The organism is Rhizobium sp. 05N49 (assembly GCF_056396805.1).
The window spans coordinates 222,519-234,266 of record NZ_JBFTME010000002.1 but is presented as its reverse complement, the minus strand read 5'-3'; the positions used below and the strand labels follow the sequence as shown (position 1 = coordinate 234,266).

At 59.8% G+C, this 11,748-nt stretch carries 15 protein-coding genes; 5 read left to right on the top strand and 10 right to left on the bottom strand.

Annotation, left to right across the window (positions count from 1 at the left end):
- Positions 1 to 3: 3 nt before the first annotated feature.
- From pheS to infC, 4 genes are all read right to left on the bottom strand, one after another.
- Positions 4 to 1,086, bottom strand: coding sequence for a phenylalanine--tRNA ligase subunit alpha (gene pheS / locus AC1DF8_RS05345; RefSeq protein ID WP_112541928.1), 1,083 nt, complete (start codon positions 1,084 to 1,086; stop codon positions 4 to 6).
- A gap of 148 nt (positions 1,087 to 1,234) precedes the next feature.
- Positions 1,235 to 1,639 carry a 50S ribosomal protein L20 gene (gene rplT / locus AC1DF8_RS05340; protein ID WP_112541929.1) on the bottom strand — a complete coding sequence of 135 codons (405 nt, stop codon included), beginning with the start codon at positions 1,637 to 1,639 and terminating at the stop codon, positions 1,235 to 1,237.
- A gap of 40 nt (positions 1,640 to 1,679) precedes the next feature.
- Positions 1,680 to 1,883, bottom strand: coding sequence for a 50S ribosomal protein L35 (gene rpmI, locus AC1DF8_RS05335; protein WP_004108077.1), 204 nt, complete (start codon positions 1,881 to 1,883; stop codon positions 1,680 to 1,682).
- Between the two features lie 299 nt (positions 1,884 to 2,182).
- Entirely contained in the window at positions 2,183 to 2,719 is a 537-nt protein-coding gene (gene infC / locus AC1DF8_RS05330) for a translation initiation factor IF-3 (RefSeq protein WP_112541930.1), read from the bottom strand.
- 181 nt (positions 2,720 to 2,900) lie between these two features.
- Between infC and AC1DF8_RS05325 the strand changes: the two genes are divergently transcribed.
- Together AC1DF8_RS05325 and AC1DF8_RS05320 are read left to right on the top strand one after the other, a co-directional pair.
- On the top strand, positions 2,901 to 3,686 hold the full coding sequence (locus AC1DF8_RS05325) for an alpha/beta hydrolase (protein ID WP_113013170.1): 786 nt from the start codon (positions 2,901 to 2,903) through the stop codon (positions 3,684 to 3,686).
- 210 nt (positions 3,687 to 3,896) lie between these two features.
- Entirely contained in the window at positions 3,897 to 4,496 is a 600-nt protein-coding gene (locus tag AC1DF8_RS05320; protein ID WP_112541932.1) for a transglutaminase-like cysteine peptidase, read from the top strand.
- Positions 4,497 to 4,769: 273 nt separating this feature from the next.
- On the opposite strand, the gene mbfA is transcribed toward AC1DF8_RS05320, so the two are convergent.
- Positions 4,770 to 5,753: an iron exporter MbfA gene (gene mbfA, locus AC1DF8_RS05315; protein WP_477995179.1), complete on the bottom strand. Its 984-nt coding sequence runs from the start codon at positions 5,751 to 5,753 to the stop codon at positions 4,770 to 4,772.
- Positions 5,754 to 5,926: 173 nt separating this feature from the next.
- On the opposite strand from mbfA, the gene AC1DF8_RS05310 reads away from it, so the two are divergent.
- Entirely contained in the window at positions 5,927 to 6,394 is a 468-nt protein-coding gene (locus AC1DF8_RS05310; protein ID WP_477995178.1) for a group III truncated hemoglobin, read from the top strand.
- Positions 6,395 to 6,398: 4 nt separating this feature from the next.
- Here the strand turns inward: AC1DF8_RS05310 and AC1DF8_RS05305 are convergent, their stop codons facing one another.
- The 3 genes from AC1DF8_RS05305 to AC1DF8_RS05295 form a co-directional block, all read right to left on the bottom strand.
- Positions 6,399 to 7,295, bottom strand: a complete 897-nt coding sequence (locus AC1DF8_RS05305) for an EamA family transporter (RefSeq protein WP_477995177.1) — start codon at positions 7,293 to 7,295, stop codon at positions 6,399 to 6,401.
- A 91-nt stretch (positions 7,296 to 7,386) separates the two neighbouring features.
- Complete coding sequence (recX, locus tag AC1DF8_RS05300) at positions 7,387 to 7,938, bottom strand: recombination regulator RecX (RefSeq protein ID WP_477995176.1); 552 nt, start codon at positions 7,936 to 7,938, stop codon at positions 7,387 to 7,389.
- Between the two features lie 10 nt (positions 7,939 to 7,948).
- Positions 7,949 to 8,974 carry a histone deacetylase family protein gene (locus AC1DF8_RS05295; RefSeq protein WP_477995175.1) on the bottom strand — a complete coding sequence of 342 codons (1,026 nt, stop codon included), beginning with the start codon at positions 8,972 to 8,974 and terminating at the stop codon, positions 7,949 to 7,951.
- A 152-nt stretch (positions 8,975 to 9,126) separates the two neighbouring features.
- Between AC1DF8_RS05295 and AC1DF8_RS05290 the strand changes: the two genes are divergently transcribed.
- Positions 9,127 to 9,753, top strand: coding sequence for an HAD-IA family hydrolase (locus AC1DF8_RS05290; protein ID WP_477995174.1), 627 nt, complete (start codon positions 9,127 to 9,129; stop codon positions 9,751 to 9,753).
- On the opposite strand, the gene AC1DF8_RS05285 is transcribed toward AC1DF8_RS05290, so the two are convergent.
- Positions 9,735 to 10,253 (bottom strand): GNAT family N-acetyltransferase, encoded by a 519-nt coding sequence (locus AC1DF8_RS05285; protein ID WP_183886996.1) that lies wholly within the window; start codon positions 10,251 to 10,253, stop codon positions 9,735 to 9,737. The two genes, AC1DF8_RS05290 and AC1DF8_RS05285, sit on opposite strands and share 19 nt — an antisense overlap.
- A 29-nt stretch (positions 10,254 to 10,282) precedes the next feature.
- Complete coding sequence (locus AC1DF8_RS05280) at positions 10,283 to 10,852, bottom strand: helix-turn-helix domain-containing protein (protein ID WP_477995173.1); 570 nt, start codon at positions 10,850 to 10,852, stop codon at positions 10,283 to 10,285.
- 129 nt (positions 10,853 to 10,981) lie between these two features.
- On the opposite strand from AC1DF8_RS05280, the gene tenA reads away from it, so the two are divergent.
- Positions 10,982 to 11,680: a thiaminase II gene (gene tenA, locus AC1DF8_RS05275; RefSeq protein WP_112541939.1), complete on the top strand. Its 699-nt coding sequence runs from the start codon at positions 10,982 to 10,984 to the stop codon at positions 11,678 to 11,680.
- Positions 11,681 to 11,748: the final 68 nt, after the last annotated feature.

The window sequence follows — 11,748 nt, the reverse complement described above, 5'->3', positions numbered from 1 at the left end:
CCCTTAAACGCTGAGACCGCCGAACAGTGTCGGCATGTCGAGCGGGCGGAAGCCGTAGTGGTTCATCCAGCGGACATCGGCATTGAAGAAGTCGCGCAGGTCGGGCATGCCGTATTTCAGCATGGCGATGCGATCGAGGCCCATGCCCCAGGCAAAGCCCTGATATTCATCGGGATCGAGACCGCCGTAACGCAGCACGTTCGGGTGGACCATGCCGCAGCCGAGGATTTCCATCCAGTCCGTGCCTTCACCGAACTTGACGATGGGACCGGAGCGATCGCACTGGATATCGACCTCGAAGGAGGGCTCGGTGAAGGGGAAGAAGGACGGGCGGAAACGCATCGTCACGCTGTCGACCTCGAAGAAGGTCTTGCAGAACTCTTCGAGCACCCAGCGGATATTGGCGACATTGGCCTTCTTGTCGATGACGAGGCCTTCGACCTGATGGAACATCGGCGAATGCGTGGCATCCGAATCCTGGCGGTAGGTCTTGCCGGGAATGATGATGCGGATCGGCGGCTTCTGCGATTCCATCGTGCGGATCTGCACCGGCGAGGTATGCGTGCGCAGTACCTTGCGCTCGCCCTTCTCGTCCGGATTGAAGAAGAAGGTGTCGTGCATCTCGCGGGCCGGATGGCCCTCCGGGAAGTTCAGAGCCGTGAAATTATAATAGTCGGTCTCGATGTCGGGACCTTCTGCGATCGAGAAGCCCATATCGCCGAAGATCGCGGTGATTTCATCGACAATCTGGCTGATTGGATGGATGCGGCCGCGTTCGGCAGGCGAGGAGCGGACCGGCAGGCTGACATCGACCGTTTCGGCCTTGAGGCGAGCGTTGATCGCCGCTTCCTTCAACACCGATTTGCGGTCGGCAAGGGCGTCGGTCACTTCGTTCTTCAGGGCGTTGATCGCGGCGCCACGGGTCTGTCGCTCTTCCGGAGTCATGGCACCGAGCGTCTTCAGGAGCTCGGAAATCGAGCCCTTCTTGCCAAGCGCGGAAACACGGACGGCTTCGAGCGCAGGCTCATCATTGGCTGCGGCAATTTCGGCAAGCAGAGAGGATTTGAGCTGGTCGATATCTGACATTGTCTTCTTTCCGTCCGGATCAGGCGGCGTTCGAAAGGCGGGCTCGGCAAGGCCGCGCCAGCAGTATAGAGAAAGAAAAACCCGCGCTAGCCCAAACCAGCGCGGGTTTCCCAAAATTCAAAAAAGCGTCAAGCTTGGGAAGCGCTGGTTAACGAACCGCGCCTTCAAACTCGTTAGCCGTGCCGGTGTCCTTGAGATACTCAAGGGCCTTCTTGGCGGCAGCAACCAGGGCGCCGAATGCTTCCGGCTCGTGAATTGCCATGTCGGAGAGAACCTTGCGGTCAACTTCGATGCCAGCCTTGTTCAGGCCGTCGATGAAGCGGCCATAGGTCAGGCCGAATTCGCGGACGGCAGCGTTGATACGCTGGATCCAGAGAGCGCGGAAGTTGCGCTTGTTAACCTTGCGGTCGCGGTATGCGTACTGCTTGGCGCGGTCAACGGCAGCCTTGGCGGTACGGATGGTGTTCTTGCGGCGGCCGTAGAAACCCTTGGCCTGCTTCAGAACCTTCTTGTGCTTGGCGTGGGCGGTGACGCCTCTTTTTACACGTGCCATTTCATGATCTCCTTAAATCTAACGCGTTACCGGAATAGTCTCAGAGACCGTTCGGCAGATAGTTCTTCACGACCTTGCGGCCATCGGGTTCTGCCAGAACCATCGTGCCACGTGCATCGCGAATGAACTTATTCGTGCGCTTGATCATGCCATGGCGCTTGCCAGCGGCAGCCGCCTTGACCTTGCCGGTAGCGGTGATCTTGAACCGCTTCTTGGCAGAGGACTTCGTCTTCATCTTGGGCATTTTGCTACTCCGTTCTGAGAGCTCCTCACCCGCTTCGTTAAAGAAGCCCTTCTGCGAAAGCCCGGTTTTCCGGTCTTCGCCAAAGGCGCGGGAGCGTTTGTTGTTGATCTGCGGGTCCAGTGACGAAACCTGCCCGCAAGCATTCGAAACTGCCACGGCATGCCCTGCCGGTCAGTTCGGACGCGCGCTTATAACCGCAGCGTCATGAAAGTGCAACGGGGCGGATGACGAATCTTCCGCCCCCGGAAAACACAAAAGCCGCCCTGTCGGACGGCTTTGAGCGAAAGAGTGCGGCACCGTCACTTCGGCGCCAGCACCATCATCATCTGGCGGCCTTCGAGCTTAGGCTCGGCTTCAACCTTGGCAATCTCGAGCGTGTCGGCCTTGACCTGTTGAAGAAGCTTCATGCCGAGTTCCTGGTGGGCCATTTCACGGCCACGGAACTTCAGCGTCACCTTTACCTTGTCGCCTTCGTCGAAGAAGCGACCCATTGCCTTCATCTTCACCTCATAATCATGGGTGTCGATGTTCGGACGCATCTTGATTTCTTTGACTTCGACAATCTTCTGCTTCTTGCGCGCCTCGGCGGCCTTCTTCTGGTTGGCATATTTCAGCTTGCCCAGATCGAGGATCTTGCACACAGGCGGTTCAGCATTGGGGGAAATTTCGACGAGGTCGAGGCCGGCTTCTTCCGCCATTTTCAAGGCCTGGTCTGTGGGCACGATGCCCATATTCTGTCCGTCAGCAGCAATCAGCTGAACTTTCGGAATGCGGATCTCCCGGTTCGAGCGCGGTCCATCCTTTACGGGCGCGTCGGTTTTAAAGGGTCTGCGAATGGTCGTATTCTCCTCGCGTTGTTCGGAACGTTGCAGCTTCGTGTCCCAGTTCGAAAAGGGGGCACAAACGGGTCACGCCATCACTGCAACGGATTCAATAACACCCTATAGCGGAAAAATCACCTGCTGTCAGCCTGTCAAGAATCTGTTTTATAGACCGAAACAACAGGAGTTCCGCCCGATGTCCGTTCTTCAGCCTCAGTTCCTCACCGTCGGCGCAGGCGAGGCCGCGCGGCAGATCGCCATGCTGGTGCGACCGGCACGAGCGGACCGCGATCTTCCAGCTCTCGTTTGGCTATCCGGCTACCGATCTGACATGAGCGGCAGCAAGGCCGTCGAAATCGACAGGCTGGCGGAAGAACTGGGGACCGCCTGCATCCGTCTCGACTATTCCGGCCACGGACTTTCCAGCGGCGCCTTCACCGACGGCACGATTTCGCGCTGGCTGGAGGAGGCGCTCGCGGTGATCCGCGACGCCGCCCCCAAACGGATGATCCTCATCGGTTCTTCGATGGGCGGCTGGATCGCGCTCAGGGTGGCGCAGGAGCTTGCAAAGGCTGGTGGACCCAAGCTTGAAGGCATGGCGCTGATTGCGCCAGCACCGGACTTCACCTCCGATCTCATCGAACCAAACCTCAAGAAGAAGGAGCGCGTCTCGCTGGAAGAGCGCGGCTATTTCGAGGAACGCTCGCAATATAGCCCCGAGCCCAACATCTATACCCGCGCGCTGATCGAAGATGGCCGCCAGAACCGGGTGCTGACCGGTATTATCGAAACGGGCTGCCCGATCCATATCCTGCAGGGCATGAAAGATGCCGACGTGCCCTATCTGCATGCGATGAAGCTCGTGGAACATCTTCCTGCCGACGACGTGGTACTGACCTTCATTCGCGATGGCGACCATCGGCTGTCGCGCCCACAGGATATCGAGCGGCTGCGCGGCGCAGTCAAAGGCCTCATCCGATAGACTGAGACCAGTTGTTCGCCAAAGAATATGCAACCACCCCAATAGAGGGCCTTGGTTGAGTAACTCACGCCCGACTATCCCTAAGGTTATGTCGCATTTTAACCATGTCTACGAGTTGCAACGCCCTCCCAAGAAGTAACGATTGACTCCTTTCGGCCCTCTCCGTTAACTGTTTGTTAATAAATGAAGGGCGATGCAGGGAAGTAGGGCGTGCGGATCAAGGGTTTCCTCGTGGCCATGATGGCCGTGTTTGCAATGGCGCCGGCCGCTATTCCGGCTCCGAGCAAAAATGCCTCGATGGTGACCGGCAATGCGACATCGCAGCCGGTTGGTCATTACGATTTCTGTCAGACGCACCGCAGCGAATGCGGTGCCAACCGCAATAGCGGTCCGGTTGCCATGACCGGCGCCAAGTGGGCCACGGTCCGTTCGGTCAACGCGACCGTCAACCGCACGATCACGCCGATGACCGACAAGGAAATCTACGGCAAGGACGAGGTTTGGGCCTATCCGACCACGGCTGGCGACTGCGAGGATTTCGCGCTTCTGAAGCGTCGTATCCTCATCCAGCGCGGCTTCTCGCCCGCGGACCTGCTGATGACCGTCGTTCGCAAGCCTGATGGCGAAGGCCACGCCGTGCTGACGCTGCGCACTGCCGAAGGCGATTTCGTGCTCGACAACCTGGCTTCCGACGTCAAGCCCTGGTTTGCGACGCCCTATAGCTTCATCAAGCGCCAGTCGAGCTTCAACGCCGGCCGCTGGGTTACCATCGAGAATGGCCGCGACGTTCTGGTCGGCGCTCTCAAGTAAAAGGTTTCGTGGGGGGACTGTGAAAAAGCCGGCGACAGCCGGCTTTTTCATTTTCGGTGCTTGGAATTTGTAGCAGCGACGACCGGGACTTTCGCTTCGGGTTGAGGCGACGGTGCCGCAATCGATTCATTGCGCCGGTTGCTCGGGCTTTGCCCGACCGATTTTTTCATGTCGAGTGTTAGGCCGCCCGTGCCCGGCCCTTCGTTTTGGCTCAGGGCGTTCGTCGCTGCAATCGATTCACTGGATCGATTGCTCGGCTGCGCCGACCGCTCCTCACCCATTCCCAATCAGAATACCGGCTGCGAGGACGAGGCTGCCGCCGACGACGACCTGGAAGGCCGCGCGCAGGAACGGCGTCTCCATGTATTTGTTCTGGATGAAGGCAATCGCCCAGAGCTCGAAGAAGACGATGACGGCGGCGGTGATCGTCGCGGTCCAGAATTGCGGGATAAGATAGGGCAGCGCATGGCCGAGGCCGCCAAGCGCCGTCATGATGCCGCAGGCAAGGCCACGCTTGAGCGGCGAGCCGCGGCCGGAGATCTTGCCGTCGTCGTGAGCAGCCTCCGTGAAGCCCATCGAAATGCCGGCGCCGACCGAGGCCGAGAGACCGACGAGGAAGGTCTGCCAGGTATCCTGCGTGGCAAAAGCGGCGGCGAAGATCGGCGCCAGCGTGGAAACCGAGCCGTCCATCAGACCGGCGAGGCCCGGCTGCACATAGGTCAGTACGAACTGTCGGCGTGCCGTCTCGTCCTCTTCCTTCTTCACATCCTCGGGCGTGTGCTTGTCGCCAAGCATGCGGGCAATATCCTCGTGGCCTTGCTCGGCAAGTGCGAGATCACCGAGAAGTTGGCGAGTGGAGGCGTCAGAGGTCTGCTTGATCGCCTCGACGTAGAAGCGATAGGCCTGCTCCTCCATCGCTTCGGCTTCCTGCCTGATCGCATCGAGGGAAAGATTGGCGCGCAGCCAGTCGGGCTTGCGCTCGTAGAAGCCTTCGACATGCTCGCGGCGGATGAGGGGAATACGCTCGCCAAAGCGCTGGCGGTGCATTTCGATCAGGGACCGGCGATGCGTGTCCTCGACCTCGGCCATATCCTCGAACACCTTGGCGGATGCCGGAAATTCCTTTCGCAGGTGCTCAGCATAGGCGAGATAGATCCGCGCATCATCTTCTTCCGAGGCGATAGCAAGCGCCAGAATTTCCTGCTCGGAAAGGGATCGGAAGGAACGTTTTGGTGATCTGAAAAATCGCGCCAGCATGTGTATTCTCCAATATTTTAGAATTATTCTAAATTTAAAGAGGCGTGTGGCGTGGGTCAAGATCGAAACCCCGCCAGATTGACAGATTGCCACGGTCCCCTCACCGCCGTTTTGCGAGAACGCGCGCGAACCTATATGAGAGCTGCCAGCTGGAAGTAGCGCCGGGGCTTGAGATGGATAACGAGATACAAGGGCGGGCTGCGCATATTGCCGCGATCCGCGAAAAGGCCGAGGCCGAAATGGCGGCGATCGGCATCGATGAAGCCTTCATTTCGAGGCTTGTGGAAACCTTCTATGGGCGAGTGCTGCAGCATGCCGAGCTCGGCCCGGTCTTCGACGCCCGGCTTTCCGGCCGCTGGCCGGAACATATGGCCAAAATGAAAAGCTTCTGGTCTTCCGTCGCCTTCCGCAGCGGCGCCTATGGCGGCAAGCCGGTTCAAGCGCATCTCGGCGTCGCGAACATGACGCCGGAGCTCTTCCCGAAATGGCTTTCTCTGTTTTCGCAAACGCTTGACGATGTGGCGCCCACGCCGGAAGCCAAGGTCTGGTTCATGGCCACAGCTGAACGGATCGCAAAGAGCCTGACGCTGTCTCTCTTCTACAATCCGGCACTCGACGATCCCACGAAGAAGACGGTCTGACGTCTCACTGCCTCGCCGAAAAGGTGGCGCCGGCGCTTGCGGCGACGACCAGGGCCGTTCCCGCCATCTGCAGAAAGGTCATGGGCTGCGCTAGAATGACAAAACCGGCGAATGCTGCAATGGCGGGCTCCAGGCTCATGAGAATACCGAAGGAAGCCGTCGGCATCCGGCGCAGCGCAATCAGTTCCAGCGTGTAGGGCAGCAACGGCACCAGAATGGCGAGGCCCGCCATTTCAATCAAGCCGTAGGCATCAAGCTTCGGCGCGGCGCCGCCGGCAAAGCCGAAGGGCGTTGCGACCACGGCGGCAACCATGAGCGACATGGAAAGTCCTTCAAGACCTTTGAAGCTTGCACCGATCTTCTTCGTGAGCACGATATAGATCGCCCAGCCCGTTCCCGCGCCAAATGCAAAGAGAACACCGAGGGGATCTCCGACCCAGCCTTCTCCGTCATGGGCGAGGGCCAGAACGCCGAAAGCGGCAATGAGCGGCCAGATGAGGCGCCGGCTCAATCCGTAGCCGATGGTCGCAACGGAAAGCGGTCCGAGAAAATCGATCGCGACGGCGAGGCCGAGCGGAATGCGCTCGATCGACGAGAAAAAACTCATCGTCATCAGCGCCGTCGTCGTGCCGAGAACCAGGGCATTTGTCCATTGCGCGCGGCTGTAGCTGAAAATGCGCGGGCGCACGGCGATTGCCAGGATGATGGCGGCAAACGCCAGGCGCAACCATGTGGCGCCGACTGGCCCATAGGTGGCGATGGCGGAGGAGGACAATGCCGCACCGAACTGGATAGAAGACATGGACATGAGGCACATCAGCCCGCCGGCAGCCACGCCGCCGAATGCAGTCGATGCTTCAGCAGTCAGCGCATTCGCTCCTGCATTCGTTCTGTCTTTCATAGATGCCTCCGATTGTGCGCTCTTCATACGAAGCCGATCCGCAGGCGACAAATTCAAACTTCTGATCGTGCCAGCAAAAGCCTTGATGGCATCAGAGGCGGCCAGCGAAGATGATCTCCTCAGCATCTTCGAAGGTCATCTCGAAGACCTTTCTGCCGATTTCGAAGTCGAAACCGTTGCGGGCGAAGGCGGAAAGCTCCTTCGCCTTGCGTTTCTCATCCAGCTCGACACGGCGAAAGGGGCCAAAGGCGCGTTTGCGGGCGAATATCGCTGCGGCGTAGAGATCGTCGGTTTCCTCAAGCGCTACCTCCACCTTATCGGCTGAGACGCCTTTGACCGCAAGCTTCTGAGCGATCGCTCGCTTCGACTTGCCGCTGCGCACGGCCGATCGCGTGGCAATCTCGGCATAGGCGCCATCGTCGATCGCCTTGTTGTCATAGGCGAATTTGACGGCAAAATCAGCAACGGCCTTGAGTTGGGCTGCGCTGATGTCCTCGAACTTTTCTTTCGCCTTGCGGGTGATGGCGTCAAAGAGCTGCTTTTCGGTCATCATGCGCCGCTCGAGGCGATAGATGGTCGAGTTGCGCGCCCAGCTCAGCATGCGGGGCGTCGGAATATCGGATGGAGTGCTTTCGTCAGTCATCGGCAGCAGATCAGGCTTCCAGACCCTTGAGCACATTGGCGACATTGAGGCCGATCTCCGGCACACCGTAGCCGCCCTCCATGCAGGCGACGACCGGCAAGCCGGCGGCGGAGATCAACTCGCCCATGCGAATGAAGTCCTCCGACTTCAGCTTGAAGAAGGAGATCGGATCGCGCTCGAACGTATCGACGCCAAGAGCGACAACGACGGCTTCGGCACCGAAAGCCTTGATGCGGGAGAGCGCATCGGCAAGAGCTGATGACCAGACATCGAATGTGGTGCCATAAGCCAGCGGGTAGTTGCGATTGGCGCCTTCGCCCTGCCCTTCGCCGTCCTCGTCGGCATGGCCAAGAAAATAGGGAAAGGCGTGGATTGGATCGCCGTGCAGCGAGGCGGTGAAGACATCGCCGCGGCGATAGAAGAGATCCTGCGTGCCGTTGCCATGATGGAAATCGACGTCGAGCACGGCGACCCTCTTCGCGCCGTGATCGAGCAGCCGCTGGGCCGCCACACCGGAATTGTTGATGAAACAATAGCCACCGAAGAGATCCATGCCGGCATGGTGGCCGGGCGGGCGGCAGAGCGCGAAGGCGAAGCGGTTGCCGGCGTTCAGCCAATCCGCGCCCGTCATCGCACAGCGCATCGAGGCAACGGCTGCCTCGTAGGATCCTTTGGTGATGGACGTATCGGCAGCATTGGCATAATGGCCGATCGCGCCGACGATGTTTTCCGGTATGCGCTGGCTGCTGCGGCGGATTGGGAAGGAATTGGCGATCGCCTCGCCCTTATATCCAGCCGCCACCCAGCGATCCCACACCGTCGCCAGGAACTCCAGATAGGCGGGATCGTGCACCTTGCGCGCAGTTTCCAGGCCATGCGCCTGAGGCGCAACAACATCTGCAAAACCTGCATCCTTCACCGCGGCAAGGATCCATTCCGCCCGGAACGGCGCCTCGAAGGGCGTTACAAGCTGGCCATCATGCAGCTCCGTCTTCGCATCACGCAGCTTGTGGTCTTCGGAATAGATGACGCGCACGAGTGTCCTCCGCAAATCAGCTTGTCAGAATCAAGCCTTACACAGGCCCGTCCAAAGAAAAAAGCACCGAACACGGCTTGATCACCGCAACAGGCGACGCCACGTTCAAGCCGATTTCAGAACACCTTCCTTTTCCTCAAGAGTTTAAGCCCATGAAAATCCTGATGGTCGATGTCGATGGCGTGCTGGTTCACGGACGGCCGACAGACGGCCTGCCGCTCTTTACCTATCTCGAGCGCGACCTCGGCCTGCCTGCGCCGTTGCTTCAACAGGAATTCTTCAAGCCTTACTGGGCCGGAATCGTCACAGGCCAGGAGCCGATCGAACCCCGTCTGACGGAAGTACTTGGCCGGATTGCACCGCATCTTAACGCCCAGACCCTGCTCGACTATTGGTTCGAAAACGACTCCCGCCTCGACCGGCAATTGCTCGACGATCTCGCCCGCCTGAAGGACAAAGGCACGCTTCTTTATCTTGCCACCAACCAGGAGCATCAGCGCGCCGCTTACCTGCGCGACGTGCTGGGACTCGGCGCGCTTTTCGACGGCATGTTCTACTCGGCCGCACTCGGCGCGCGAAAGCCTTTCAGCGATTTCTTCCGGCTTGCGACGCAGGAAGTCGGCGCCGCCCCTGACGACATCGGCTTCATTGACGATGTCGAGGAGAATATTGCGGCCGCCAAAGAGTTTGGCTGGAAGGCCCTGCATTGGACGCCGGCCTCAAGACTGGCTGACGCAATAGACGCCTTTACGCACGGCCATCAGGCCACGCGCTTGTAAAAGAAGGTTGTGGCGCACAGACCACCTTCAGGCCAGAGCGCATAATCGGGAATGACGCCGACACGCTCCCAGCCTAGACGTGGGTAGATCGCTTCAGCATCGCTGCCGGTTGCCGTGTCGAGGACGAGAATCGTCTTGCCGCGACGGGCCGCTTCGCGTTCGGCCATGTCCATCAGCAGACGCGCCAGGCCATGGCCGCGAGCGGAGCGGTGAACAAGCAGCTTTTTCAGATCGCCGCGATGCGGCTGGTTCGGCATCTGGGCAGCGCCGACCTGCACCGTGCCGACGATTTTGCCATCAACTTCAGCGCCGAAGAGCAGGGTGGCGCCATCGGCCACGGCTTCGGCGACACTACGCCAGTAGGGTTCGGCATCCCCAGGTGTATAGGGCTGCATGAAGCCGACCGAGGCGCCGCCATTGACGCAATCGGCAAGCACCTCGCAGAGGTCGGGAATCGCCGCGTGTGCCTCGGCGGCAGAGAGAAGACGGATAGTCGGCATGATGGTCCCCTGATAAGTGAGCGCGTGATTTAGTGATCGTCGCGGGCCAGCACGACGCAGTAGCGTGCCGGCGCATGACCCGGATTGTGAAAGACATGGCCGTCACCGACCGGCATGAAGAGACAGTCGCCGGGCTTGAGACGATGAACGATCTCGCCGACGGTCATTTCCAGCTCGCCATCGAAGAGCCAGACATGCTGGGTCATGCCGCGGCTGGCGGCATGCGGCGGGAAGCTGACGCGCGCACCGGCCGGAAATTCGACATCAACGATATCGACATCCGAGGATGTACCCGGCGGCGAGACGGCGCGGCGCATATAGCCGGTTTCGGGATCGCGCCAGACCTGTTGGTCCTGACGACGCGATAGCGGCGACGCTTCCTGCCCTTCATCGGCAAAGAACTCTGAAAGCGACAGGCCAAGCGCGGCACAGACCCTCGCCAACAGCGAAGCCGTGGGGCTCGCTTCCGCACGCTCGATGCGGGAGATCATCGCGCGGCTCACGCCGGAAGCAGTAGCGAGATCATCCAGTGTCAGCCCTTTTTCCGTCCGCAGCGTGCGAATGCGAAGGCCGATTGCCTGCTCGAGTTCCTGTTCCATTTTTCAATCCATGATTCTACTATAAGAGAAATACAGGATCCAATAATGGAATCAAGTCCTCGCAAGCAGCCTTGCTTTCACCACGGCGGCGTCGATATATGGCAGCGGCATTCAAGAGCGGAGAGCAAGATGGACGGTATTGCGCAAGGCACTGAGACGGCGGAAAGCTTCACGACGGCCGCCTGGGACCGGATCAAGCCGATCATGGCCGAGATCGAGCGATTGCCGCTGCTGGAGCGGCTTTCGGATGGCACGCTGCCGCCGGAGGTTTTCCGCCATTACATCCTGCAGGACGCGATCTACCTGAAGCATTATGCCCGCTGCCTTGCGATCGTCGCCGCCAAAGCGCCCGATAATGCGCAGGTGCTGCGCTTTCTTGGGTCGGCGCAGAAGGCGATCACCGTGGAGCAGGGCCTGCATGCCGGTTTCCTGACGCAGTTCGGCATTTCCAGCGCCGATGTGACGGCGGCCGAGCCCTCGCCCTCGTGCTTTGCCTATACGAATTTCCTGCTGGCGACGGCCTATCACAGCTCCTACGCGGTGGCGCTTTCGGCCATCCTGCCCTGCTTCTGGATCTACTGGCATGTCGGCGAAGGCATCAAGAGCCGGCCGGCGATCGAGGGCAATGTCTTCCAGGCCTGGATCAACACCTATGGCGATCCGCAATTTGCAGCCGGTGCGCGTGAAGTGATTGCCTTGACGGATATCGCCGCGCGGGCTGCTTCGCCGACAGAGCGCCAGCAGATGATGGACGCCTTCGTGCGCGCCTCCCAATATGAATGGATGTTCTGGGATTCGGCCTGGCGGCTGGAGACCTGGCCGGTCTGAGCCGCACGTCACAGTCTGCAAAATAGGGTAAACCCCGGTATAATTACCGCTTTGCGGGCGATCTGCGC